The organism is Polaromonas jejuensis NBRC 106434 (assembly GCF_001598235.1).
Classification (GTDB): domain Bacteria; phylum Pseudomonadota; class Gammaproteobacteria; order Burkholderiales; family Burkholderiaceae_C; genus Polaromonas; species Polaromonas jejuensis.
This window is the reverse complement of the sequence record NZ_BCYO01000028.1, coordinates 1-24,836: the sequence shown is the minus strand read 5'-3', so window position 1 is coordinate 24,836 and position 24,836 is coordinate 1. Positions and strand designations below refer to the sequence as shown.

The following is a 24,836-nucleotide window of genomic DNA, read 5'->3' as shown; positions in this document are numbered from 1 at the left end:
GGCGGTGGGGGCGGTGGCACTCTGCCGCCCTCGCCAGCGACCACGCCTTTCATGGTCCCGCTGCCCGTGTATCTGCCCAAGCAGCCGGTGGCTGCGCTTGATCCCGCGCCGCAGGAGACCACAGCCCCTGGCGAGTGCGGACGTCCCAACCATCCGCGCTGGGATGATTTTTGGCCCAACACCAAAAAGTTCTACGAGATGCATGTCAGGCAGGACAAGCATTCCTTCCACCCTCAGCTGCCCACGCAGAACATCTGGGGCTATGACGGGATATTGCCTGGGCCCACTTTCGAGGCCCGCTACGGCGAGCCCATCATGGTGCGCATCTACAACGACCTGCCCGCCAACAGCATAGGTTTTGGCTCGCCCGAAATCAGCACCCATCTGCACAACCTGCATGTCGGTTCTGCGAGCGATGGCTTCACCGGCGACTACTACAGCCGCACCAAGTTTGGCCCCACCATGACCGAGCCGGGTGCGTACAAGGACCACCACTATGTCAATTGCTACGCGGGCTATGACGGCTTCCATGGCACTGAAGGCGATCCACGCGAAGCGCTGGGCACCTTGTGGTACCACGACCACCGCATCGACTTCACCGGACCCAATGTGTACAAGGGCCTGACGGGGTTTTATTTGCTGTTCGATGAAATTGACTCGGGCAATGAAAACGACCCCAACCCCAAGGCGCTGCGCCTGCCCAGCGGTGTCGGCAAATATGACATTCCGCTGGTGTTCCAGGACAAGCAGTTCGATCTCAACGGCTTCCTGTTCTTCAACCAGTTTGAGGTTGATGGCATTCTGGGCGACAAGTTCTGCGTCAACGGCAAGATTCAGCCTTTCTTCCAGGTGGAGCGCCGCAAGTACCGCTTCCGTCTGCTCGATGGTGGCCCGTCGCGCTTTTATGAGTTCTACCTCAGCTACAACGGCGTTGACCAGCCCTTCCAGTACATTGCCAACGACGGCAACCTGCTGCCGGCACCGCTGACCATGAGCAAGGTCCGCCTGGGGGTGGCCGAACGTGCCGACATCGTGATCGACTTCGCCAGGTACCCCAAGGGCGCCCAGCTGTTCATCGTGAACAGGCTGGAGCAGGTCAACGGCCGAGGCCCGACCGGCAAGATACTGAACCCGGGCACGCCAATCCTGCGTTTCGACGTGGGGGATCTGCCGGCCAGCCCCGACAACAGCCGCGTGCCCGCCAGGCTGCGCGAGTTGCCCCCCATCAATCTGGCGGAAGTCGTCACCACCAGACGCTTTGAGTTTGATCGCAGCAACGGCGGCTGGACGGTGAACGGCAAGCTGTTTGACGTGCTGACCGCCACGGCAAAGCCCAAGCGCAACACGGCCGAAATATGGGTGTTGAAGGGCAGTGGCGGCTGGTCGCATCCCATTCACATTCACTTTGAGGAGGGGCGCATCCTGTCGCGCAACGGCAAGCCGCCCGCGCCGCACGAGGCGGGTCGCAAGGACGTGTATGTACTGGCTCCCAACGATGAGGTGCGGGTGTTCCTGCGCTTCAGGGACTTTGAGGGCAAGTACATCATGCACTGCCATAACCTGACCCACGAAGACCACGCCATGATGGTTCGCTGGGACATCGTGCCTCCGTGAACCTGAGGATTTATTGATACATGTTGGCTACGTCTTTTCAGCTGATGCGCCTGGCATCAACGCACGGAGCCTGTGCAATTACCGCAGGCCTGGCACGGTAGGGGAGGCCATTTTTTTGCGATAGGGTGAATCCTACGTTTGAAAAAAACGGCAACAGGTCGCTGTTTAAAAAAATCTCGACGCCTAAAGTGACAACAAGCTCGCATCAAAGCGAATGCGAGTTGGTTTCAAGCCGCTTCTTAAGGGGTGTCGAAATGCTCAAGCCCAAGGATTTACGTGTTCCTGCCGCGGGAAGGCGTGAAATACTCAAGTACGGTGCGGCTGCGGCAGGCGCCGGCCTTCTGCTTGGCCAACTGAGTGACGCCGCAGCCAAGGACGGCGGCACAGGTGGCGGCAGCAGATCCGGGGGCAGTGGTGATCTGCCGCCTTCACCAGCGACCACGCCTTTTATCGTCCCGCTGCCGGTGCCCGCGCTCAAGCAGTCCGTGGCAGCGCTTGATCCCGCGCCACAGGAAGGCCCAGGCCCCGGCGAGGCTGGACGTGACAAGCACCAGCGTTGGGCGGAATTTGGGCCTAGCACCCGCAAGTTCTATGAAATACATGTGAAAGAAGCCAAGTTTTCCTTTCATCCGCAACTGCCTGATTCAACGATCTGGGGCTATGACGGCGTCTTCCCCGGTCCTACTTTCGAGGCCCGCTACGGCGAGTCCGCCATTGTGCGCATCTACAACGACCTGCCCGCCAACACGATAGGTTTTGGCTCGCCAGAGATCAGCACCCACCTGCACAACGCGCATACCGGCTCGGAGAGCGATGGCTTTCCCGGCGACTACTACAGCCGCACCAAGTTTGGCCCCACCATTGCCCACGCGGGCGCGTACAGGGATCACCTCTATCCCAATATCTATGCGGGCTTCGATGCGTTTCACGCAACGGGTGGTGATCCGCGCGAAGCGCTGGGCACTCTTTTCTACCACGACCACCGCGTCGAGTTCACCAGTCCCAATGTGTACAAGGGTCTGATGGGCTTTTACCTGCTGTTCGATGAACTCGATTCGGGTAATGAAACTGACCCCAGCTCCACCGCGCTGCACCTGCCCAGCGGTAAATATGACATCCCGCTGGCGTTTACAGACAAGCAGTTCGATCGCAATGGCTTGCTGTTCTTCGACCAGTTCGAGGTCGACGGCATCCTGGGCGACAAGTTTTGCGTCAATGGCAAGATTCAGCCCTTCTTCCAGGTTGAGCGCCGCAAGTACCGCTTCCGTTTTCTCGATGGCGGGCCGTCGCGCTTTTATGAGTTCTACCTCAGCTACAAGGGCGTTGACCAGCCCTTTCAGTACATCGCCAGCGACGGCAATCTGCTGCCGGAAACGCTGACCCTGACCAAATTCCGGATGGGGGTGGCCGAACGCGCCGATATCGTGATCGATTTCCTCAACTATCCCAAGGGTGCCCAGCTCTTCATCGTGAACAAGCTGGAGCAGGTCAACGGCAGGGGGCCGACCGGCAAGATACTGAACCCGGGCACGCGAATCCTGCGTTTCGATGTGGGCGATTTGCCGGCCAGCCCCGACAAGAGCCAAGTGCCCACCAAGCTGCGGGAGTTGCCTCCCATCAACCTGGCCGAAGTTGTCAAAACCAGAAAATTCGAGTTCGTTCGCCGCGGCGGCGCCTGGACGGTGAACGGCGAACTGTTTGACGTGCTGACGCCCACCGTGCAGCCCAAGCGCAATACCGCCGAAATATGGGTGTTCAAAGGCGGGGGCGGCTGGTCGCATCCCATCCATGTTCACTTTGAGGAAGGGCGCATCCTGTCGCGCAACGGCAAGCCGCCCGCGCGCCCCGAGGCGGGTCGCAAAGACATTTTTGTGCTGGCCCCCAACGATGAGTTGCGGGTGTTCCTGCGCTTCAGGGACTTTGAGGGCAAGTACGTCATGCACTGCCACAACCTGACCCACGAAGACCACGCCATGATGATTCGCTTCGACATCGTGCCCTCATAAGCCCACGGCTCGATGGATGCGCAGGTACTGATTGAACCGGGCAAGGATCAGGTCGTAAGCAAAAAATAGTCCCATAGCGTCCGAATAACAGGCGCAGGCAGCTACTAATTTTGTAGCAATCTGTTTGTGGTGGCGTACATGGCGTGGCCACGTAAACCATGGGTCTCAAGCAGCGGATCACTCGCGAAGGGTTGCTCCGTCTATCGAGCGGGCCTGACGCGGCCCTGCCATCAATACCATGTGAGCCCCGTCAGAGGTGCCGATTTTTACGGCTCCGCACTCCCCTTGACCGCAGCGATGGCCGTGGCCGCTACAGCGTCCAGGACGTTGCTGGCAGCGTAGGTCTGCCGCACTTTGGGCCATGAATTTTCAAGCGGCGAGCCGCTATTTTTTGTTCTCGACGCCTCATTTTTTAGCGAGGGTAGGGGTGCCACTAGTAACCCCGTAGGGTGGTCACTATTCCCGTCCAATCGGGCAATCGGTATCTGTTCAAGACACAAGTGCCGTCCTAAAGTAACAAAAAGTCGATTGGACTTTGAAGTGTTTCTGAATAAGTCTGCTTTTCAGGGAGGTACCAATATGTACAAGACCACTGAAATTTTCAGTTCGCTACTGGCGTTACTGGAAGAGAAGCAAGCACACGTTTTGAGTACCGCCCGCGGACAAGGTCAATGGCCTGGCGTCTTAAGCAAAGCCTTGAGGTTTTCTTGTTTCTGTTACGACGTTTGCAATGTTGGGCTTGCAAAACCGCAAGACCTGACCAGCAGGTTCAGTGGCAAGCAAATTATCGGGAAGAGTGAGCTCACGCGACGCGAGAACAACGCAGGAATGTGGGAGAGCACGCAACGCAACCAGGAGATCAGCATGAACGACGATGTGACGAGTCATTTTTGCCTGCTGCCGGCCCGCATGGGGCGACGCGCTGCGGCGGCACTATTTGCCATTCAGATGGTCATCACGGGGGCGGGCCCAGCATTGGCTCAAACCACGTTGCCGTTTATTGCGCCAACCATCGCGCCTGTGCCCATCGCGCCACCGCAGTTCGACATCACCGGCTTCATCCAGGAGGCAACTCTTGACACGACCAACACCATCTGCGCTCCCACTCACCCCCGCTTGGCCGGTGGCACGGTCACGCTCAATGGCCAGAAGATCACCATTCCCTGCAACACCATTTTGCAGATGCCCGCGTTCACGTTGACCTGGGCCGACTTGTTCAAACCGGGAAGCCACCTTACGGCCGAAGACATCACGCCCACCGGCCAAACGGGCCTGGCCTTGACGGATCTGATAGGCACAGCCAGCGGCGCCACCGTGCCGCTTACCCAGCCAGGCCTGCTCACCATGCCGCTTCCCGGAACGCCCCCGACGCCGGCGACCCGCTACAACGGATCGCTGCCGTCCTATGAAATCCGTGTGGTGGGTAACGTCATCAGCGGCCAATATATCGCGGGTCTGGTCTTCATCTCGCAACAGTCGGTGAACGCAGGCCAGGGCGTGATCAGTTGCATCGATTACGCTACCGGTGAAATGCAGGTGGGCGGTGTGCCGGTTGATCCAACGGCTAAGGATGCAACGGGCGCGGTGATCACGACCTGCCCCAGCCCCACACCGCCACGCGTCACACGCGTTCGCTTGAACGACACCATAGGCCGATACGGCAAGAGCCATGCAGCGATAGGTGGGTGTGCAGGCAATCCCAATTGCGTCGAAGAGGCCGGCTTTGACCCGCGCTTTACGCCTGATACCGATAACCCGACCGTCCACGCTCTTAGCGGCTACCCCATGTGCGTTCCGCGCGTGAATCCCTTTGTCGCCGGGGCGGTGGATCCCGAATGCCCGCAGTCCAACCGTCCATTGGCGCCCAACTGCAAGAGCTACGCGCCAGCCACCGGCATTCCGGCATTTCCGCAGCAAAGCACCGGCTATTGCATGACGTATTTGATGGACCCGCCCAATACCCCGGCACCGGCCGGCGTGGTGGGGGCCTGCCCTGGCTCCGACCCCGGGTGTCCCACAGACCCCACCAAGCAGGTGCCGTTCGAGATTGGCGACAACGTTGTCTTCCTGGGTACGCTCAAGGCCGACGCCAATGGGACCTACCTCTCGGCTCACACCATGACGGCCAGTCTTGGTGTGTATACCCAACCCAACACGCCGCCGGTTTACACAGAGGTGGAGGTGGTGCTGGCAGGCACGGATGGACGCCCCGTTGCCGGCCTGAACCAGGAGGTGACCGGGCGGGTGCATTTTGTGGGCTTTACCACTGACATCACCACTCTGGTGGATCTCTACGCGCTTGACCAGCATCCTGTGACCGGTGCCATCACCGAGCGCCTGCTGGGTACGCAAAACGCGACGTCGACTGCGCTGCTCGGACGTTTCCGCACACCCGTCAACAACAACGGTGCCTTCCTGCCGCCCACGCGCAATTACCGCGCCATCAGCCGAACCATGTGTGGCAACCAGAACACGCCCTGCCATCTGGACGGCGGGGCACCGCAAACACCGGTGGCCAATGGTTTGATTGCGGGGCAGTACCTGTTGCCCAACTTCAACTTCATCTTCGGTGAGAACCTGACCTTTGGCCCGCCGCTGATACCCAATAACTTCCAGGATCTGGCTTTCCTGTTCTGTGGCTCCGGTCCGCTTGATGGGCCGGGTACTGCCTCTCCTGTGGTGGGGCAACTGGATCCCGCGCCCTGGGCACCGCCCATGGACGACCCGATCTTTCACTCAACGCTGTGCCCGACAGCAAAAGCCGTCAGCGCCGCACGGGTCTTCCCGGCAGTCGTCGGCACTCCGGACACGTTGACGATCAACACGGCGATTTGGGACAACCGCGCAGGCAAGGGCAAGGTGAACTTTGTGGTCACTTCCTCGGCCTCTCCCGCACCCAAAGGCATGTTCATGGTGGCGACCTTGTCGAATGCCAATCTGCCCCCTACCGTGCCGGGTAGCTCTGCACTGCCCATCAGCTCTGAAATGGTGCAGGTGGGCAACTCGCCTGCCACGCCGGCGGTCTGCCCGACCGCAGCAAAGTGCTGGCAGCTGCTGGCCCCGGGCTTCATCATTGATCCGGCCGGCCAGAACGGCAATGGCATACCGACGCTGGTGCCACCCACCACGATCTCGGTGCGCTCCAGCCTTGGCGGCACGGCGACGACCAACACCATCACGTCCCGGCCGTGCGTGCCGGTCGCCAGGCCAACCCTGCGACAACAGTGCTTGTGATCCACCCAGCAAAGCAAGCCATAAATTGCCGAGATCAAGGAGTAGATCATGACCACGCAAAATTTGCCGCCGCGTGTGCGGCCATGGCAGCGCGCCGTCGCCCTGGCACTCATCACGGTGATAACTTACGCACCCGTCGGCGCGCGAGGCCCGGGCCGGCCCGGCGTTAACGCACTGGTCGACCCGCCAGACTTTCTGCCGCCAACAGGCGCCAACCTGCCTGCCAACTTTTTGTTCAACCTGGACCCAACGCTGGCCTTGCCGGGCAACCCCACGCTGCCTGGCGCGCTGTTTGATGTCGCGGGCCCGCAGAGCATCACGATCTCGCTGGACTCCGTGCTCGGCGGTCCAACTGGCATGACCTTTGGGGCGACGATGAGATCCGCATCGGGCGATCTGGTGGTGCCGCTGGTCGGCGTGACGCCCGACGCCACCGTCAATGGCCAGCTGGCCATTCCGGCCGTGGACGCACATATTGGTTCCATTGATCTGATCCCACCGCTGCTGTCGCTCAAGACCGTGGCGATTCCACCCGTGCTGGGGCTGGAGAATTTTGTGCGCGACAAGACTGCGGTCATTGCGCTGGGCAAGGCGCTGTTTTGGGACGCGAAAGTCGGCAGCGACGGCCAGGCCTGCGCCAGCTGCCACTTTCATGCGGGTACCGACACGCGCCTCAAAAACCAGTTGAACCCAGGCCAAAGAGGCGGCGACAACCTCTTCAACAAGACCGCAACCGGCGGTGGCGGCCCCAACTACACGCTCAAGCCTGCTGACTTTCCCTTCCTTCGCCTGCTCGACCCGCTGGATCGCAATTCTCCGGTGGTCTTTGAGACGAATGATGTGTATGGATCACAGGGTACCTTCTCCGGTGACTTTTTAGGCTTTCAACCCAATGGCGACGAAAAGTGTGCCAACCGCCCCATTGATGAGTTCAGTGTGCATGGCTTGTTGACACGACGGGTGACACCACGCCGGACGCCACCAATCATCAATGCTGTGTTCAACTACCGGAGCTTCTGGGATGGCCGTGCCAACAACGTCTTCAACGGCAACAACCCTTTTGGCAACCGCGACACCGGCGCCAAGGTGCTCGAAGCCTTCCCAGATGGTTCCACGGCCTGGGTGTCTATGGCGCTGCGCAATGCCAGCCTGGCCTCGCAGGCGGTAGGTCCGGCGCTGAGCGACTTCGAGATGACTTGCGCGAACAAGACCTTCAAGCAGCTGGGCCGGAAAATGCTGCCGATGCGGGCGCTGTCCACGCAAGGCGTTCACCCCCAGGACTCGGTGCTGGCACCCTATCGCGACGGGCGTCGCGATGGCCTGAAAGCGACCTATTCAGAGATGATCCAGCAGGCGTTTGAACCGAACTGGTGGCGCGCGACCGGCAAGTTTGACGGCTACACCCAAATGGAGAGCAATTTCTCGATGTTCTGGGGCCTGGCCATCATGATGTATGAATCGACGCTGGTCTCGGACGATGCGCCGATTGACAGGTTTGTCGGCTGGGCCGGAACGCCCGCCGATCCGAACGCCTTGTCCGTGCAGGAAAAGCGCGGTCTGGCCCTGTTCCGCAGCGGCAAGACCAGTTGCGTGGAATGCCACCGGGGGGCGGAGTTCACCTCTGCAGGCACCAATTTGCAGCCCAATGTGGGTGAGACCAATCTGGTCGAGCACATGTTTGTTGGCAAGGGGGGGCAGCTGGGCATGTATGACAGCGCTTTCTACAACATCGGCGTCCGCCCGACGGCGGAAGACCTTGGGGTCGGTGCGACGGATCCATTTGGCAACTCGCTGTCGTTCTCGCGCCAATACCTGAGCCGGTTGCGCGGCAATTCGATTCCCGACACGGTGCTGGTCAACCCCTGCATGTTCGCCGTCAAGACCGATGCCATGGACTGCTGGACGCATCCCGACCCCAACATGACGCGTGTGGCGGTGGACGGCGCGTTCAAGACCCCCAGCTTGCGCAACGTGGCACTGAGGCAGCCGTACTTTCACAACGGCAGCCGCTTCACGCTGGAGCAGGTGGTGGAGTTCTACAACCGCGGTGGTGACCGGCGCGGGCCTGACGGCAACGACACCACGGGCTTTATCGATCCGAGCGCGACCAATGGCGGCACAGCCAATGTGCACCCCTCCATTCGCCCCTTGGGCTTGACCGCTGCCGAAAAGGCTGACCTGGTGGCCTTCTTGCGCAACGCGCTGACGGACCGCCGCGTCGCCTGCGAGAAAGCACCGTTCGATCACCCGGAATTGCGCGTATTTAACGGGCATGTGGGCAATGAGCAGACCGTTGTGGCCCGCAAGAACGATGTCAAGGCCGTGGACGCTGTCATCGTCGTGCCGCCAGTCGGCGCCAAGGGTTTGCCCAAGGGGGCGTGCATGACAAACGATGTGGGAGGGCCGGTTGGGCCTGTTGCGCAGAACGGTCAGCAAGGTCGTGACGATGACGACAGTAGAGCTCAAGCCAATCAACCCCGCAGCATAGAGATCAATAAGAAGCACTGAGGCGCTTTGAAGGTGGGGCTGATGGCGTGTGCTCCAGGGAGGGAGCATCAAGTAGGGAGGAGTGACGGAAGGGGGCGCTGCCCCCTTCCGGTTTTTCCATCTTCAACGACAGGCTGCACCCACAGCTTGCGCGGTGGGTGCAGGGCGATCAGTGCATTTATCGCTTCTTCTTCAGCGCGCCACCAGCACCGGCACCGGCGATTCCGCCACCACCTTGCTGGCCACGCTGCCCAGCATGAGCCTGATGATGCCGCTGCGGCCATGTGATCCCACGACGATGAGGTCGGCGCCTTCGTCTTTGGCCATCTGGACAATGCCGGCCGATGCGGTCACGTTTTCAACCATGCGCGCCTGCAGGGTCACCGCCGGGCCATCCTGGTTGCACAGCGCTTCCACCGTGGCATGGGCCTGCGCGGCGTGCCCCTGGGCCGCTGCCATGTAGGACTGAAAGCCCAGCGGGTTGGACTCGCCGATGGACAGGAAGGGATAAGGGTCCGCCACATAAACGACAGTCAGTTTTGCCCCGTGGATGCGCGCCAGGCTTACCGCCAGCTGCGCAGCGTGTTCGGACGTCGGGGAGCCGTCGGTAGCGATCAGGATGTGCTTGAACATGGGGTCTCGCCTCAAAGGTGGGTGAAGCATCATTCTGCGCCGCTGCGCGCCATTTTTCCAGATGGGCATCAAGCCCGGGCATGCGGGCCGGACTGGCGCTGCCGGCCAAGGTGTGCTGCCAGCTATAAAAAGAATAGCTTCTGATGCTTGTCCTGTCTGGGCCAGAGCCAGATTTTCTCCTTGAATAGGGGGCAGGGCCTGGCTTGGGCGCGGCGCTGCCTGTGCTGACCGCCCCGGCGTCCCTCAGCCCTGCAACTGCCGCGCCAGCAGTACCGCCACATGAATCGCTTCGCGCCGCGCGCCATCACGGATCTGGTGGCGGCAGCTGGTGCCGTCGGCCACCACGATGGCATGGGGCTGCCTGCGCACGGCGGGCAGCAGGCTGAGCTCGGCCATCTGCATGGACACCTCGTAGTGGCTGGCTTCGTAGCCAAAGCTGCCCGCCATGCCGCAGCAGCTCGATTCAATCAGCTCGGGTCGGGCGCCCGGAATCAGCTTGAGCACATCGAGGATGGGACTGACCGCGCCAAAGGCCTTCTGGTGGCAGTGACCGTGCAGCAGGATGGCTTGGCTGGCGGGCTGGAGCCTGGCCTTGAGCGCTTCGAGCTGGCCCGCCGCCGCCTCGCGCGCCAGAAACTCTTCCAGCAGCAGGGCATGGCGGCTGATGGTCTGCGCCGCCTGATTCAATCCATCCAGGCCCATCACCAGCATCTCGTCGCGCAGGGTCAAGAGGCAGGACGGCTCCAGGCCGACGATGGCGATGCCTTGCTCGGCAAAGGGCAGCAGGGCGTCCACCAGTTCGCGCGCCTTGGCCTTGGCTTCATCGACCATGCCGCTGGCGAGATAGGTGCGGCCACAGCACAGGCTCTTGCCATCCGCTATGGTTTTGGTAGCTATATGCACCGTGTATCCGCCGGCCCGCAGCACTTTTAATGCAGCATGTGCGTTGTCGGACTCGAAATAGCCGTTGAAGGTATCGACAAACAGCACCACGGGCTTGCTGGCGGCCAGGACTTCTTCGCGGCTGGCCCCATAGGCCTTGTTCCCGGGGGCCGAGTTGAAGAAAGTCTGGGTCTTCCACTGCGGCAAGGTGCGCCTGGCAGAAAAGCCGGTCAGCCTTTCGCTCAGGGCGGCCAGGCCCGGAATTTTGTCGCGCAGATTCAGCAGCGGCGCCAGACGGCTGGCCCAGTGCGCGTAGTCGGGCAGGCGGGCCACCAGCTTGTCTTTCAGCGTGTAGCCATGCTTGGCCTTGTAGTGGTGCAAAAACTCGACCTTCATCCTGGCCATGTCCACGCCGGTGGGGCAGTCGCGCTTGCATCCCTTGCAGCCGACGCACAGGTCCATCGCCTCCTGTACCGCGTCGCTGGTGAAAGCGTCTTCTGCCTTTAATCCTTCAAGCTGCCCGCTCAGTGCCAGGCGCAGCGTGTTGGCGCGGCCGCGCGTCAAATGCTTTTCATCGCGCGTCACGCGGTAGCTGGGGCACATGGTGCCGGCGTCGAACTTTCTGCAGTGGCCGTTGTTGTTGCACATCTCCACGGCCTTGGCAAAGCCCTGGGCGGCATCGCCGCCGGTGCCGGGTGCGCTGGTCTGCTCGGTCACCGGGTCGTTCTGCACATTCCACGCGCTCCAGTCGAGCGCGGTCTGGATAGGAATGACCTTGTAGCTGGGCGGAAAGCGCATCAGCCGGGTGTCGTCCATCCTGGGTGGATTGACGATGCGCTTGGGACTGAGCAGGTTCAGCGGATCGAGGTAGGTCTTGATCTGCGAAAACGCCTCGTTGATCATGGGCCCAAACTGCCACTGAACCCATTCGCCGCGGCACAGGCCGTCGCCGTGCTCGCCGCTGTAGGCGCCCTTGTAGTGGCGCACCAGGGCGGAGGCTTCTTCGGCGATGGCGCGCATTTTGGAAGCACCATCACGCCGCATGTCGAGTATGGGCCGCACATGCAGCGTGCCCACGGACGCGTGGGCATACCAGGTGCCCTTGCTGCCGTATTTGCGGAACACCTGCGTGAGCGCATCGGTGTACTCGGCCAGGTGCTGCAGCGGCACGGCGCAGTCTTCAATAAAGCTCACCGGCTTGCCGTCGCCCTTGAGGCTCATCATGATGTTCAGGCCCGCCTTGCGCACTTCCCAGAGATTTTTCTGCGGCGCGTCGTCAATCATCTCCACCACCGAGCCGGGCAGGCCCAGCTCGCCCATCAGCTCCACCAGCTGTTTGATCTTGGGCGTGAGTTCGGCCTTGGAGTTGCCTGAAAACTCCACCAGCAGGATGGCGTCGGGCTGGCCGATCAGCGCGGTACGCACCGTGGGCGCAAAGGCCGGGTTTTGCAGCGAGAGCTCGATCATCGTGCGGTCGACCAGTTCGACTGCTGTCAGCGTGCCGTCGCCGAGCTTGACGATATGCTGGGCCGAATCCATCGCCTTGTAAAAGGTCGGGAAGTTCACCACGCCCAAGACCTTGGTGCGCGGCAGTTCCGAGAGGCGCAGCTTCAGCGATTGGGTCAATGCCAGCGTGCCTTCGCTGCCGATCAGCAGGTGGGCCAGGTTGACCGAGCCGTCAGTCGTGTAAGGCCTTTCGTTCTGGTTGTTGAAGATGTCCAGGTTGTAGCCCGCCACGCGCCGCAATACCTTGGGCCAGTGCGCTTCCATCTCGGGCCTGAGCTGGTCAGACAGCGCCTTCACGTAGTCGCCCAATTCACGTGCGGCACCGCTGGCGCTGTCGTAGCGGCCCAGCGTCAGCAGGCTGCCGTCGGAGCGCCAGGCGGTGGCGCCCAGCACGTTGTGCACCATGTTGCCGTAGGCGATGCTGCGACTGCCGCAGGAGTTGTTGCCGGCCATGCCGCCCAGCGTGGCCTGCGCGCTGGTGGAGACATCCACCGGGTACCAGAGGCCGTGGGGTTTCAGCGCGGCGTTCAGGTGGTCGAGCACGATGCCGGGTTCGACCTCGGCGGTGCGCGCTTCGGCATCCACATTCAGGATGTTGCGCACATGCTTGGCGTGGTCGATGACCAGGCCCGCGCCCACCGTCTGGCCGCACTGGCTGGTGCCGCCGCCGCGCGGAACGATGGGCACCTGCAGATCGCGGCAAATATCCAGCGCGGTTTTGACATCGTCCGCGGTGCGCGGCACAAACACCCCGACCGGCATGGCCTGGTAGATGGACGCATCGGTGGCGTAACGGCCCTTGTCGGCGCCTGAAAACAGCACCTCGCCCCGGGTTTCTGCCGCCAGCCGTGCGGCCAGCCGGCCGGCGACCTCGTTGCTGACGCGCGCCACGTCGTCGTAGGCCTGGGCTGCGGCGTCCTGGCTGATTTTCAGGGGGAGAGGGGCATTCATTGGTGGGTCTTGATGTCGGGTTGCCGGGGCGGGCGATGAAACTCAGGCCTTGGCGGACGCGCGGCTTGCCGCACCTGCTGCGCGCAGTTGCTGCACCACCGTATCGAGCTTGTGGGCCAGGTGCGTGGACATGACAGCGCGCATGGCGGCGGGGTCGCGGGCACTCAGCGCGGCCACCATCTGCTCATGCTCATTGACGGCGTCCTTCCATTTTTCCTCGTCCTGGTTGGAGCGAAAGCGCAAGGCCTGCAAGCGTGCGTTGACCTGGTTGTAGGTGGCGATGAGTACGGGGTTTTTGGCGGCCGCATTGATGGCGCTGTGTATCGCCGCGTTCAGCCGGTAGTAGGTCGGCAGGTCACGGCGGGTGTAGGCCGCCAGCATTTCAAAGTGCATGGCCTTGATTTCGACCAGTTCCGCGTCGGTGATGCGCTGCGCCGCCAGCTCGCCGGATTGTGCTTCCAGCCCGGCCATGACCTCGAAGGTGTTCAGCACATCGGCCTCGGTCAGCTCCACCGCAATGGCGCCGCGGTTGGGCAGCAGCTCGACCAGCCCTTCGGCGGCGAGCATTTTGATGGCTTCGCGAAGTGGCGTGCGCGAGACATTGAGCACCTCGCTGAGCTCGCGTTCATTGAGCTTGGCGCCGGGCGGAATGCGGTTTTCGACCAGCATCTGGCGCAGGTGGTGGGCCACCTGTTCGTGCAGGGCGGCGCGCGGGATAGTGATGACTTCTGCTGACATAGCTTAAATTTTGTATGCAAAAAGTATGACTGTCAAATCCATCGTTAACCCTAGTTAACGCTGTATTTCGTTGACAAATGAATTTTGTATGCAAAAAATGGCGAAATTAACCCAGGAGCACGCCAGACATGCTGACGCTTGACTTTCACCCCACCGGCCGCCACTTTTTGCAGATTCCCGGTCCTTCGCCGGTGCCGGATCGCATTCTTCGGGCCATGAGCCTGCCCACCATTGACCACCGCGGCCCCGAGTTTGCGGCGCTGGGCCTGAAGGTGCTGGCCGACATCCGGAAAATCTTCCAGACCCGGCAGCCCGTCCTCATCTATCCGGCCTCCGGCACGGGGGCCTGGGAGGCGGCGCTGGCCAACACCATGAGCCCGGGCGACCATGTGCTGATGTACGAAACCGGCCACTTTGCCTCGCTGTGGCAAAAACTCGCCGCGCGGCTGGGCCTGAAAACCGAAGTGCTTTCCCATCCCGGCGCCGACATCTGGCGCCACGGCGTGCAGGCCAGCCTGATCGAAGAGCGCCTGAAGGCCGATGCGCAGCACAGCATCAAGGCGGTCTGCGTGGTGCACAACGAAACCTCCACCGGCGTGACCAGCAACATCGCGGCGGTGCGCAAGGCCATCGATGCGGCCAAACACCCGGCGCTGCTCCTGGTGGACACCATTTCCGGCCTGGCATCGGCCGACTACCGCCACGACGAGTGGGGCGTGGACGTGAGCATCAGCGGCTCGCAAAAAGGCCTGATGCTGCCGCCCGGCATCAGCTTCAACGCGGTGTCGGCCAAGGCCCTGGAAGCCAGCAGGAAAGCCACGCTGCCCAAGGCCTTCTGGGCCTGGGACGAGATCATCGAGATGAACAAGACCGGCTACTGGCCGTCCACGCCCAACACCAACTTGCTGTATGCGCTCAGCGAGGCCTGCGACATGCTGCTCGAGCATGGGCTGGAGGCCGTGTTTGCGCGCCACCAGCGCTGGGGCCATGGCGTGCGGGCGGCGGTCAAAGCCTGGGGCTTGCAGATCCAGTGTGCCGATCCGGCCGTGTATTCGCCCGTTCTCACCGGCGTGATGATGCCGGAAGGCGTGGACGCCGATGCGGTGCGCAAGGTCATTTACGAGCGCTTCGACTGCTCGCTGGGCACGGGTCTGGGCAAGGTCAAGGGCCGGATGTTCCGCATTGGCCACCTGGGCGACTGCAACGACCTGACGTTGATGGCGGCCCTGGCCGGTTGCGAAATGGGCCTGAAACTCGCCGGCGTCAAGCTCGCCGGCTCGGGCGTGCAAGCCGCCATGGACCATTTTTCCAGCCATGCGGCCGCCGTGCCGCAACGCAAGGCGGCCTGACGCGGGATTCGACTTGCTATCAATTAAATAGCAAACTGCGCCAAAAGAGTGCGGGCTACCGGCCGATTTTTCACCTAAGGAGACAAAACCATGCAACGCAGGACTTTCATCCGCGCGACGACGGCCACGGCCGCCACACTGGCGGCGCCCATGCTCAGGGCCCAGACCCTTCCGGGCGGGCCTATCCGCATCATCGTCGGCTTCGCGCCGGGCGGCGGCACGGACATCCTGGCACGGGTCATCGCGCAAAAGCTGGGGGTCATGTGGAACATCCCGGTGCTGGTGGAAAACAAGGCCGGTGCCGCCGGCATGATCGCCGCCGAGTATGCGGCCAGGCAGCCCGGCGATGGCAACACGCTGCTGATGGCGCACATCAACAGCCACGCCATCGCGCCGGCGCTGATGTCACACGTGAACTACAACGTGGAGCGTGATTTTTCGCCGATCGTGCTGGTGGGCGTCACGCCGAATCTGCTGATCTGCAACGAGCAGCAGTCCGCACGCACCGTCAAGGACCTGGTCGAACTCTGCAAAAAGAACCCGGGCCGGATCAGCTTCGGCTCCGCCGGCAACGGCTCGGCCCAGCATCTGGCGCTGGAGATGTTCAAGCTGGCGGCCAAGGTCGATGCCATTCACGTGCCTTACAAGGGGTCCGGCCCCATGCTGACCGACCTGATAGGCGGGCAGATCAACTACAGCTTTGACACCATGACCGCGGCCACGCCGCATGTGAAAAGCGGCAAGGCGATTGCGGTGGCGCAGACGCGCCAGAAGCGCGCCAAGGGCCACCCCAACGTGCCGACCATGGCCGAGTCGGGCTTCCCGGGCTTCGAGGCCACCACCTGGTACGGCCTGGTCGGTCCCGGCCAGCTGCCCAAGGCGATGGCCAGGCGCATGAACGAGGACATCAACAAGGTGCTGCTGATGCCCGACGTCGCGGAAAAGTTCGAGCAGTACGGCGCCGAGGATGGCGGAGGTTCCTCCGAGAAGTTCGGTGACTTCATCAAGGTTGAAGCGAAAAAATGGGCCAAGGTGGTGAAAGACGCCGGTGTGAAGGCAGACGCATGATGGACAAATCCCCCCCGAAGCGGCCTGCGGCCGCCTCCCCCTCCAGGGGGCGCCACCAGCGGCCCGGCGGAGCCGGTTCCGCGGTGGCCGCTGGCAAAGTCACGCGAGCCATGCTGGAGCAGATGAAATGACGCGTCTTCCGTTGGAGGGTGTGCGGGTGCTGGACGTCAGCCAGGTCATGGCCGGGCCCTACGCCTGCATGCTGCTGGCCGACCTGGGCGCCGATGTGATCAAGGTCGAGCCGCCGGGCGGCGGCGACCAGACGCGCGGTGCCATGGGTTTCAAGATGAAGGGGCCCGACTCCATGGGCTTTCTCAACATGAACCGCAACAAGCGCAGCATCGCGCTGAACCTGAAATCCGGGGCCGGGCGCGAGCTGCTGCTGCGCATGGTGAAGGACGCGGACATCCTGATCGAGAACTACCGCCCCGGCGCGATGAAGCGCCTGGGCCTGGGCTACGAGGTGCTCAAGGAGCTCAACCCGCGGCTGGTCTACACCAGTATTTCGGGCTTCGGCCAGACCGGCCCCTGGGCCGACCGGCCCGGCTTCGACCTGATGGCCCAGGCCATGTCGGGCGTGATGAGCGTGACCGGCTACCCGGACGGCCTGCCGGTCAAGGCCGGTGTGCCGGTGGCCGACATCGGCTGCGCCCTGTTCGCGGTCTACGGCACACTGGCGGCCTATATTGGCGCCAAGGCCACCGGCCAGGGCCAGTACATCGACGCCTCGCTGTTCGACTCGGCGATGGCCTTCTCGGTCTGGGACATCTGCGACTACTGGGGCACGGGCAAGCCGCCCGAGCCGCTGGGCACGGCCAACAAGATGACCGCGCCTTACCAGGCCATGGCCTGTGCCGATGGCTATTTCGTGATGGGCGCCAACAACCAGAAGCTTTGGCTCAAGCTGTGCGGGCTGATAGACCGGCCGGGGCTGGCCGAGGACCCGCGCTTTCTCACCATATCGCTGCGGCTGGCCAACCGGCCGGCACTGGTCGAGGAGCTGGAGCGCAGCTTCCACCAGCATCCCAAGGCCTACTGGGTGGACACGCTGCTGGCGGCCGGCATTCCGGCCGGGCCCATCCTCACCTACCCGGAGGCCTTCGAGAGCGAGCACGGCAAGGCACGGGCCATGCGCATGGAGATTGATCACCCGATCGAAGGCAAGGTGCCCAACATCGGCTTTGCGGTCAAGCTCTCGGGCACACCGCAGCAGGTGCGGCGCCACCCGCCGCTGCTGGGCGAGCACACCGGCGAACTGCTGGCCGAGCTGGGCATTGGCGCCGACGAACGCGCCAAGCTTGAAGCGCAGGGGGCGTTTACAGCATGAGCGCAGGCACGGTTCATCTGACCGTCCAGGACGGCATCGCCTCGGTGCTGTTCGACCGCCCGCAGGCGCGCAACGCCATGACCTGGGCCATGTACCAAGGGCTGGGGGATATCTGCGACCAGCTGCGGACCGATGCCTCGGTGCGGCTCGTCACGTTTCGTGGAGCCGGCGGCCAGGCGTTTGTGGCCGGCACCGACATCGAGCAGTTCACGGCGTTTCAAAGCGGCGACGATGGCGTCGCCTATGAGCGGCAGATCGACCAGTGCATCCACAAGCTCGAATCGCTGCCCATGCCCACCGTGGCCGTGATCGAGGGCTGGACCATAGGCGGCGGACTGGCGATTGCCACGGCCTGCGATTTTCGCATTGCCACGCGGGGCTCGCGCTTTGGCGTGCCCATTGCCAAAACGCTGGGCAACTGCCTGTCGGTGGCCAATCTGGCACGGTTGGGCGCGGTGTGGGGTGTTCCCCGGGTCAAACGCATGCTGATGCTGGCCGACATCATCGGCGCCGACGAGGCGTTGGCGTGCGGCTTTTTGCTGCAGCTCTGCGAGCCCGGCGAGATGGACGCGCTAGGGGCCAGCCTCTGCGAACGCCTGGCCGCGCTCGCGCCGGTGACCCAACGCGTCAGCAAGGAGGGCTTGCGTCGCCTGGTCAGCAGGAGCTTGCCGCCAGACGAAGACCTGATACGCCTTTGCTACGGCAGCGACGACTTTCGTGAGGGTGTGCAGGCATTTGTCGCCAAAAGAAGCCCGGCATGGAAGGGCGTATAGCGCATCGGGTCAGGCCAGGGTGAGGTTTATCCGCGGCGGCTCGTGAAGCTGCCGGTGATTTTTATAACAAGTTTGATACCTAGCGGGGGAGACATTCATGAATACCGTTAATTTTCCAAAGGCGGGCCGCTTGCTGGCAGCGCTGGTGTTGTGCCTCGCCAGTTCCGGCGCGCTGGCAGATATCGTCCTCGGGCACTCCGGGGATTTGTCGGGGACCTCCGCGGCCCTGACCACCGACTATGTTCGCGGCATGAACGCGTACTTCGACGACATCAACAGGAAAGGCGGCATCCGCGGCGAGAAGATCAAGCTCGTCAGCCTGGATGATGGCTTCAACCCCGACAAGACCGCCGAGAACACCAAGGCGCTGATAGAAACGCACAACGCCCTTGCGCTGGTGGGTTTCCGCGGCACGGCCAACATGCTGAAGATCGTGCCCATCGTCCAGGCCGCCGGCATTGCCCAGATCGGCAACACCAGCGGCGCCAAATCATTGCGCGACCCGTATGTGCCCAACCTGTTCCATGTGCGCGCCAGCACGACCGACGAGATCGAGGCGGCCGTCAACCATGCGTGGACCATTGGCATCAAGAAGATCGCAGTGCTTTACCAGGACGACGCCTTCGGCAAGGAGGGCCTGGAGGCGCTGAATGCCTCCATGCAGAAGCGGGGCGCGGCGCCTGTTGCCGTGGCACCGGTGCCGCGCGGCACGGTGGACGTGGCCAAGGCCGTCGATGTGATCGCCGCGGCGCAGCCGCAGGCCGTGGTGCTGATTGGCCAGGCCAAGCCCAATGCGGCGTTTATCAAGGGCCTTCGCCTGAAAGGGGTCAACCCGCAGTTTTTCGTATTGAGCGTGTCCTCGGGCCTGTATGCAGAACTCAAGGAGCCGGCCGCCGGTGTGATCGCGATTCAGGTGGTGCCTTATCCGTTTACCGAGCTGGGCAACGCCGTGGTGCGCGAGTACCAGACAATGATCTCGGCGACCAGCGACAAAAAGTTCAGCTACAACAGCATGGAGGGTTTTCTGAACGCCAAACTGGTGGCCCGTGCCCTGCAGAAGATATCCGGGCCGGTGACGCGCGCCAAGATCATCAGCACGCTGGAGTCGTTCACCAGCGAAGACCTTGGCGGGTTTGCCCTGACCTACAGCAAGCAGAGCAATCTTGGATCGCGTTTCGTCAACCTGACCATGATTCGCGCCGACGGTTCTTTCGCCCGCTAGGCGGCTTCTCTCAGGGAGGCGCTCAGGCGCTGGCGGTGTCTTCGAGGGGCTCCACACCAGGGTGCCACCGCGGCCGGCCGAGCCGCTGTTGTCGAGCTTATTCCCATGCGGCTTGATTAGGTCTATGCTGGAGGTGCGGCCAGAGCCGCGTGACTTTCAGTCAGGAGGTAACTTATGTACAAGCGCATTTTGCTGGCTTACGACGGTTCCGATTCCGGGCAGAAAGCCTTGCTGGACTGCCAGGACCTCGCGCAGTGGAGCCAGTCCGAGCTGTTCCTGGTCGCCGTCATGCCTTTGTCGATGAGCCTGGTCGGTCTGGAAGGTGGCGTCTATAGTCGCGAGGTCGAGGAAAGCGAGAAGAAAAAGTACCAGGCCGTGCTGGACGACGGACTGCGCCGGCTCTCGCGGTCCGGGCACAAGGCCAGCGGTGAAGTGATGGTCGGTGAAACCGTCGATGAAATCACCCGCTACGCCAAGCAGATCGACGCCAATCTGATCGTGGTCGGCCACAAGCATCTGGACAGCTGGGCGGCGCGCTGGTGGCGCGGTTCCATCTCGGGTGCCCTGATCGAGCACGCGCCCTGCAGCGTGCTGGTGGTCATCATCCATTGATTGACGAAAGCTGCAGCGATGTGGCCTGGTGCAGGGCCGGACCCTGAGGCCGCGCTGGCGTAACACCGCGGTCGTGCCAGCTTTTACGACCTTGAGCTGGTCCTGTTCGAGCCCATTCGCCAGGAAGCCATTTCGCGGCTGGCGCTGCGCCGCGGCGACACGGTGCTGGACGCAGGTTGCGGTACAGGCCTGAGCTTTGCGCGCCTGCAAGAGGATATCGGCCCGGCGGGACGGATCGTCGGCATCGAGCAGTGTCCCGAGATGCTGCAGCTGGCGCAGCGCCGGGTTGGGCAACAGGCATGGACCAACGTGACCCTGCTGTGCGCGCAGGTGCAGACGGCTGCAATTGAGGTCAAGGCCGATGCGGCACTGTTTCATTTCACCCATGACATCCTGCGCTCGCCCGAGGCCATCGCCAATGTCCTCGCGCATCTCAAAACCGTGGCGCGTGTGGTTGCCGCGGGACTCCAATGGGCCAGCCCCTGGGACAAGCTTGCCGCGCTGCTGGGGCGTCTTGACGTGCAAACCCGCTGCCTGGGGGGCGATCTACATCGTCAGCGGCGTGCGTGGCAAACGCCCATGCCGGGCTCCAGCGCTGGAGCCCGCCCACGGGTGAGCCGGCTCAGGGCGGCGGGGTCTTGGGCTGGAAGTCGCAGAATCGCTCCACACCGCACTGCCAGCACAGCGGCTTGCGTGCAATGCACACATAGCGCCCGTGCAGTATCAGCCAGTGATGGGCATCCACCAGGTAGTCTGCAGGAATCCGTTTGAGCAGGCCCATCTCGACCTGCTGCGGGTTTTTTCCGGGCGCCAGCCCGGTACGGTTGCTCACGCGGAAGATGTGCGTGTCGACCGCCATGGTGGCCTCGCCAAATGCGGAGTTGAGCACCACGTTGGCGGTTTTGCGGCCCACGCCGGGCAGGGCTTCGAGCGCTTCACGGGTGCGCGGCACCTGTCCGCCGTGCTGTTCGACCAGTATCCGGCAGGTGGCCAGCAGGTTTTTGGCTTTGGTGCGGTACAGCCCTATGGTCTTGATGTAGCCCTCCAGGCCTTCCAGTCCCAGCTCCAGGATGGCTTGCGGCGTATTGGCCACCGGGAAGAGCCGGCGCGTGGCCTTGTTCACGCCCACGTCCGTGGCCTGAGCCGAAAGCAGCACGGCCGTCAGCAGCTCAAACACGCTCGTATACTCTAATTCAGTAACGGGCTGTGGATTGGCCGCCCTCAAAGTGGCAAAGAACGGCTCGATGTATTCCTTCTTCATGGATCGATTCTCCCATGCCACTCCAATTCGCCGAGCGACTCAACAAGGTCGAAACCTCCGCCATTCGCGAACTCTTCAAGCTGCTGGGCAAGCCCGGCATCATCAGCTTTGCCGGCGGCTTCCCCGATCCCGCCATGTTTGATGTGGAAGGCCTCAAGGAAGCCAGCGGAAATGTGCTCAACGAAGAGCCCGGTCCGGCCTTGCAGTATGGCGCCACCGAAGGCTACCAGCCGCTGCGCGACCAGCTCAGCACCTTCATGGCGACCAAGGGGTCCACGGTGGCGCCGCATGAACTGATCGTGACCACCGGCAGCCAGCAGGCGCTCGATCTGATCGGAAAAACCATGATCTCGCCCGGCGACAAGGTGATTGTGGAAGGACCGACCTTTCTGGCCACCATACAGTGCTTCCGGCTCTATGGGGCGGAACTCATCAGCGCGCCCATCGATGCCCACGGCGTCAAAACCGACGAGCTGGAGACGCTGATCGCCCAGCACAAACCGAAGTTCGTCTACCTCATTCCCACCTTTGGCAACCCCAGCGGCGCCATGCTGAGCCTGGAGCGCCGCAAAAAAGTGCTGGAGCTGGCCGTCAAGTACGACACGCTGATCGTGGAGGATGATCCCTACGGTGACCTCTACTTCGACGCGCCACCGCCCCCCTCGTTGCTGGCCCTGACAGACACCGTGCCCGGCAGTCGCGACCTGCTGGCGCATTGCGGCACGCTCAGCAAGGTGCTGTCACCCGGCCTGCGCATAGGCTGGCTGATCGCCCAGCCTGCGCTGCTGGCCAATGCCGTCATGTGCAAGCAGTTCAGCGACGCCCACACCAGCACCTTTGCCCAGGCCACCGCCTCGCAATACCTCAAATGCGGCCGCATGCCCTCTACCTTGGTCCATGTGCGCCAGGTGTATGCCGAGCGCGCCAAGGCGATGGGCGATGCGCTCAAGCGCGAACTGGGGGATGCGGTTGCCTTTGAGCGCCCTCGCGGCGGCCTGTTCTTCTGGGTGCGCCTGACGGGCGCGAAGGGCGGCATCAAGGACGCCGGCGAATTGGCCAGGCGCGCGATCGAAAAAGGCGTGGCCTTTGTGCCCGGCGCACCGTTTTATGCCGAAAACCCGGATCTGGCGACGCTGCGTTTGAGCTTTGCCACGGCGGACGTGGCAAAGATTGAAGAAGGGATAGCGCGTCTCGGCCAGGCATTGAACAGCTGATGGCGCCCAATCCGCCCGGGCCGATGACCGGGGCGACTTGCCGGACTGCCAGCGCGGCCAATCATTAAAATTGAATTTTCACCACGGCCCGCCACCGGATGGGGCGGCTGTGGCGATATCTCCCGGAGGCTTTATGCCGCAACTCATTGCATCGGTCGAAGGCGCTGAAGCCAAACATGTTTATCCGCTCAAGGACAGGACGACGCTAGGCCGCAGGCCTTACAACGACATTGTGTTTGACAGCATGCTCGTCAGCGGCGAGCACTGCGTGTTTGAACTTCGCGGTCTGGCGGATGTGACCATCGAAGACCTTGGCAGTACCAACGGTACTTATATCAACGGCCACATGATCAAGTCCCGCTACCTGCTGCAGGACAAGGACATCATCACCATCGGGAATTTCGGGATCCAGTTTCTCGCGTCATCCACGGATGAGCAGCCGGACACCCGTGAGCCGACGAATCTGATGTCGCTGGATGCGCTGGGCTTGCCGGGTACCAGCGGCGCGCTGCAGGCCAGGCTGCAGATGCTGTCGGGGAGCTCTGCCGGGCTGGAGGTGCCGCTGGTCAAGGCGGTGACGACTTTTGGCCAGCCGGGTGTGGCCGTCGTGTCCATCTCGCACAGGCGCGATGGCTACTATGTGGCCCACATGGATGGCAGCACCTCGCCCACGCTCAATGGCCAGCGTCTTGGGGCGGAGGCGGTCCTCCTGGCCCACCACGATGTACTCAATCTGGCGGGCACCGAGATGAAGTTTTTTCTCAAGGGCCGGTGAGCGCTGGCCTGCGGATTTGCTGTTTTTCCAGATGGGGTTCAGGGCATACGTCATGATGCGCCTGACCATCTCCTCCAAACCATGATGAAACGAAATTCTGCAAGCGGCGGCCTGGTGTATTCCACCGAGGCCGGAAGGATGTGCCCCGGCTGCCGCAAGCCTGTGGCCGACTGCATCTGCAAATTGCTCAAGGCCCCTCCCAAAGCGGATGGCCCGGCGCGCGTCTCCAGGGAAACCAAGGGCCGCGGCGGCAAGACCGTGACCGTGGTGCGCGGGCTGGCGCTTGACGAGGCGGCGCTGGCCCGGTTGGGCAAGCAGCTCAGGACGGCATGCGGCTCCGGCGGTACGGCAAAAGACGGCGTGATGGAGGTCCAGGGCGATCATTGCGAGCGGGTGATGCAGCTGCTGGGCCAGCAGGGCTATGCCGTGAAACGGGCCGGAGGATAAATTGAACCCGGAAGACCTGCAGCTCTTGCTGACCCGCGAAATGCCTTACGGCAAATACAAGGGGCGGCCCATTGCCGACTTGCCCGGCAACTACCTGAACTGGTTTGCCCGCGAAGGTTTTCCCAAGGGCGAGATCGGCCGCCTGCTGGCGCTGATGCACGAGATCGATCACAACGGCCTGACGTCGCTGCTGGAGCCGCTGCGCAAGCGCTAGTCCTTGCACGTCTGATTTTGTGGGGGCTGCGTCGCTGGCGGCAACGCGGTTGCTATGCTAACGATAGCTGGTTGCGCCCATCCTGACTGGGCTGCAGCCATTTTTATTTCAAATAAGGGCTGAAGACCAGCGCCGGGACTTGGCGCCAGGAAGCAGGCCGCGCGCCCGAAACCGTGAATGCACGGCCCGGGCGGCTTGTGCCCATGGCCGAGTTACAGCACCTTGCTCAGGAACCTGCGCGTGCGCTCCTCCCGGGGCCGGTCAAAGATGTCGGCGGGCGAGCCTTCCTCGACCACCAGGCCCTCGTCGATGAACAGCACGCGGTCGGCGACCTGGCGCGCAAAGCCCATCTCGTGGGTCACCACCACCATGGTCATGCCTTCCTCGGCCAGCGCCTGCATGACATTCAGCACCTCGCCGACCATCTCCGGGTCCAGCGCCGAGGTCGGCTCGTCAAACAGCATGATGCGCGGCTGCATCGCCAGCGCCCGGGCAATCGCCACGCGCTGCTGCTGCCCGCCGG

The 24,836-nt window shown here is 62.7% G+C and carries 19 protein-coding genes and 1 pseudogene; 15 read left to right on the top strand and 5 right to left on the bottom strand.

Annotated elements, in window-relative coordinates:
- Window positions 1–51: 51 nt before the first annotated feature.
- The 4 genes from PJE01S_RS20700 (at window position 52) to PJE01S_RS20685 (ending at window position 9,362) form a co-directional block, all read left to right on the top strand.
- Complete coding sequence (locus PJE01S_RS20700; RefSeq protein ID WP_245660897.1) at window positions 52–1,614, top strand: multicopper oxidase family protein; 1,563 nt, start codon at window positions 52–54, stop codon at window positions 1,612–1,614.
- 254 nt (window positions 1,615–1,868) lie between these two features.
- A complete protein-coding gene (locus PJE01S_RS20695) occupies window positions 1,869–3,620 on the top strand; it encodes a multicopper oxidase family protein (protein ID WP_084389669.1) in 1,752 nt (583 codons plus the stop codon).
- Between the two features lie 864 nt (window positions 3,621–4,484).
- On the top strand, window positions 4,485–6,854 hold the full coding sequence (locus PJE01S_RS20690; protein WP_068835548.1) for a hypothetical protein: 2,370 nt from the start codon (window positions 4,485–4,487) through the stop codon (window positions 6,852–6,854).
- A gap of 48 nt (window positions 6,855–6,902) precedes the next feature.
- Window positions 6,903–9,362 carry a cytochrome-c peroxidase gene (locus PJE01S_RS20685; protein ID WP_068835547.1) on the top strand — a complete coding sequence of 820 codons (2,460 nt, stop codon included), beginning with the start codon at window positions 6,903–6,905 and terminating at the stop codon, window positions 9,360–9,362.
- A 171-nt stretch (window positions 9,363–9,533) separates the two neighbouring features.
- On the opposite strand, the gene PJE01S_RS20680 is transcribed toward PJE01S_RS20685, so the two are convergent.
- The 3 genes from PJE01S_RS20680 to PJE01S_RS20670 all read right to left on the bottom strand — a co-directional run bounded on the left by PJE01S_RS20680 (window position 9,534) and on the right by PJE01S_RS20670 (window position 14,051).
- Window positions 9,534–9,974, bottom strand: a complete 441-nt coding sequence (locus PJE01S_RS20680; protein ID WP_068835546.1) for a universal stress protein — start codon at window positions 9,972–9,974, stop codon at window positions 9,534–9,536.
- 243 nt (window positions 9,975–10,217) lie between these two features.
- Complete coding sequence (locus PJE01S_RS20675; RefSeq protein ID WP_157090421.1) at window positions 10,218–13,313, bottom strand: FAD-binding and (Fe-S)-binding domain-containing protein; 3,096 nt, start codon at window positions 13,311–13,313, stop codon at window positions 10,218–10,220.
- Window positions 13,314–13,355: 42 nt separating this feature from the next.
- Window positions 13,356–14,051 (bottom strand): GntR family transcriptional regulator, encoded by a 696-nt coding sequence (locus tag PJE01S_RS20670; RefSeq protein WP_068835545.1) that lies wholly within the window; start codon window positions 14,049–14,051, stop codon window positions 13,356–13,358.
- Window positions 14,052–14,179: 128 nt separating this feature from the next.
- Between PJE01S_RS20670 and PJE01S_RS20665 the strand changes: the two genes are divergently transcribed.
- From PJE01S_RS20665 to PJE01S_RS26335, 7 genes and pseudogenes are all read left to right on the top strand, one after another.
- The gene (locus tag PJE01S_RS20665; protein ID WP_068835544.1) at window positions 14,180–15,400 is read left to right on the top strand and encodes a pyridoxal-phosphate-dependent aminotransferase family protein; all 1,221 of its coding nucleotides are present in this window, start codon (window positions 14,180–14,182) and stop codon (window positions 15,398–15,400) included.
- Window positions 15,401–15,490: 90 nt separating this feature from the next.
- Window positions 15,491–16,468, top strand: coding sequence for a Bug family tripartite tricarboxylate transporter substrate binding protein (locus PJE01S_RS20660; protein ID WP_068835543.1), 978 nt, complete (start codon window positions 15,491–15,493; stop codon window positions 16,466–16,468).
- Between the two features lie 127 nt (window positions 16,469–16,595).
- Window positions 16,596–17,795, top strand: a complete 1,200-nt coding sequence (locus tag PJE01S_RS20655) for a CaiB/BaiF CoA transferase family protein (RefSeq protein WP_068835542.1) — start codon at window positions 16,596–16,598, stop codon at window positions 17,793–17,795.
- Window positions 17,792–18,568: an enoyl-CoA hydratase/isomerase family protein gene (locus PJE01S_RS20650; RefSeq protein ID WP_068835541.1), complete on the top strand. Its 777-nt coding sequence runs from the start codon at window positions 17,792–17,794 to the stop codon at window positions 18,566–18,568. Before PJE01S_RS20655 ends, PJE01S_RS20650 begins: the two co-directional genes overlap by 4 nt.
- 97 nt (window positions 18,569–18,665) lie before the next feature.
- Entirely contained in the window at window positions 18,666–19,790 is a 1,125-nt protein-coding gene (locus PJE01S_RS20645) for an ABC transporter substrate-binding protein (protein WP_084389668.1), read from the top strand.
- 174 nt (window positions 19,791–19,964) lie between these two features.
- Window positions 19,965–20,402: a universal stress protein gene (locus tag PJE01S_RS20640; protein ID WP_068835539.1), complete on the top strand. Its 438-nt coding sequence runs from the start codon at window positions 19,965–19,967 to the stop codon at window positions 20,400–20,402.
- A 162-nt stretch (window positions 20,403–20,564) separates the two neighbouring features.
- A pseudogene (locus PJE01S_RS26335) lies at window positions 20,565–20,795 on the top strand (class I SAM-dependent methyltransferase); the annotation flags it as partial.
- Between the two features lie 229 nt (window positions 20,796–21,024).
- On the opposite strand, the gene nth reads toward PJE01S_RS26335, so the two are convergent.
- Window positions 21,025–21,663: an endonuclease III gene (gene nth / locus PJE01S_RS20635; protein WP_068835538.1), complete on the bottom strand. Its 639-nt coding sequence runs from the start codon at window positions 21,661–21,663 to the stop codon at window positions 21,025–21,027.
- A gap of 14 nt (window positions 21,664–21,677) precedes the next feature.
- On the opposite strand from nth, the gene PJE01S_RS20630 reads away from it, so the two are divergent.
- The 4 genes from PJE01S_RS20630 to PJE01S_RS20615 all read left to right on the top strand — a co-directional run bounded on the left by PJE01S_RS20630 (window position 21,678) and on the right by PJE01S_RS20615 (window position 24,313).
- Window positions 21,678–22,877, top strand: a complete 1,200-nt coding sequence (locus PJE01S_RS20630; RefSeq protein ID WP_068835537.1) for an aminotransferase-like domain-containing protein — start codon at window positions 21,678–21,680, stop codon at window positions 22,875–22,877.
- 133 nt (window positions 22,878–23,010) lie between these two features.
- The gene (locus tag PJE01S_RS20625; RefSeq protein WP_068835536.1) at window positions 23,011–23,652 is read left to right on the top strand and encodes an FHA domain-containing protein; all 642 of its coding nucleotides are present in this window, start codon (window positions 23,011–23,013) and stop codon (window positions 23,650–23,652) included.
- An 84-nt stretch (window positions 23,653–23,736) separates the two neighbouring features.
- Entirely contained in the window at window positions 23,737–24,099 is a 363-nt protein-coding gene (locus PJE01S_RS20620) for a translation initiation factor Sui1 (RefSeq protein ID WP_068835567.1), read from the top strand.
- Between the two features lies 1 nt (window position 24,100).
- Window positions 24,101–24,313 carry a DUF3820 family protein gene (locus PJE01S_RS20615; RefSeq protein ID WP_068835535.1) on the top strand — a complete coding sequence of 71 codons (213 nt, stop codon included), beginning with the start codon at window positions 24,101–24,103 and terminating at the stop codon, window positions 24,311–24,313.
- A gap of 212 nt (window positions 24,314–24,525) precedes the next feature.
- Here PJE01S_RS20615 and PJE01S_RS20610 read toward each other — a convergent pair.
- On the bottom strand, window positions 24,526–24,836 hold a 311-nt coding region (locus PJE01S_RS20610; RefSeq protein ID WP_157090420.1), incomplete at its 5' end, for an ATP-binding cassette domain-containing protein.

Excerpts from the sequence above, each read along its gene's own strand:
- PJE01S_RS20700 (WP_245660897.1), top strand. The coding sequence starts at position 52 with ATGGTCCCGCTGCCCGTGTATCTGCCCAAGCAGCCGGTGGCTGCGCTT.
- PJE01S_RS20670 (WP_068835545.1), bottom strand. The coding sequence starts at position 14,051 with ATGTCAGCAGAAGTCATCACTATCCCGCGCGCCGCCCTGCACGAACAG.
- PJE01S_RS20645 (WP_084389668.1), top strand. The coding sequence starts at position 18,666 with ATGAATACCGTTAATTTTCCAAAGGCGGGCCGCTTGCTGGCAGCGCTG.
- PJE01S_RS20620 (WP_068835567.1), top strand. The coding sequence starts at position 23,737 with ATGAAACGAAATTCTGCAAGCGGCGGCCTGGTGTATTCCACCGAGGCC.
- PJE01S_RS20660 (WP_068835543.1), top strand. The coding sequence starts at position 15,491 with ATGCAACGCAGGACTTTCATCCGCGCGACGACGGCCACGGCCGCCACA.
- PJE01S_RS20655 (WP_068835542.1), top strand. The coding sequence starts at position 16,596 with ATGACGCGTCTTCCGTTGGAGGGTGTGCGGGTGCTGGACGTCAGCCAG.
- nth (WP_068835538.1), bottom strand. The coding sequence starts at position 21,663 with ATGAAGAAGGAATACATCGAGCCGTTCTTTGCCACTTTGAGGGCGGCC.
- PJE01S_RS20675 (WP_157090421.1), bottom strand. The coding sequence starts at position 13,313 with ATGAATGCCCCTCTCCCCCTGAAAATCAGCCAGGACGCCGCAGCCCAG.
- PJE01S_RS20640 (WP_068835539.1), top strand. The coding sequence starts at position 19,965 with ATGTACAAGCGCATTTTGCTGGCTTACGACGGTTCCGATTCCGGGCAG.
- PJE01S_RS20685 (WP_068835547.1), top strand. The coding sequence starts at position 6,903 with ATGACCACGCAAAATTTGCCGCCGCGTGTGCGGCCATGGCAGCGCGCC.
- PJE01S_RS20650 (WP_068835541.1), top strand. The coding sequence starts at position 17,792 with ATGAGCGCAGGCACGGTTCATCTGACCGTCCAGGACGGCATCGCCTCG.
- PJE01S_RS20680 (WP_068835546.1), bottom strand. The coding sequence starts at position 9,974 with ATGTTCAAGCACATCCTGATCGCTACCGACGGCTCCCCGACGTCCGAA.
- PJE01S_RS20630 (WP_068835537.1), top strand. The coding sequence starts at position 21,678 with ATGCCACTCCAATTCGCCGAGCGACTCAACAAGGTCGAAACCTCCGCC.
- PJE01S_RS20690 (WP_068835548.1), top strand. The coding sequence starts at position 4,485 with ATGAACGACGATGTGACGAGTCATTTTTGCCTGCTGCCGGCCCGCATG.
- PJE01S_RS20695 (WP_084389669.1), top strand. The coding sequence starts at position 1,869 with ATGCTCAAGCCCAAGGATTTACGTGTTCCTGCCGCGGGAAGGCGTGAA.
- PJE01S_RS20625 (WP_068835536.1), top strand. The coding sequence starts at position 23,011 with ATGCCGCAACTCATTGCATCGGTCGAAGGCGCTGAAGCCAAACATGTT.
- PJE01S_RS20665 (WP_068835544.1), top strand. The coding sequence starts at position 14,180 with ATGCTGACGCTTGACTTTCACCCCACCGGCCGCCACTTTTTGCAGATT.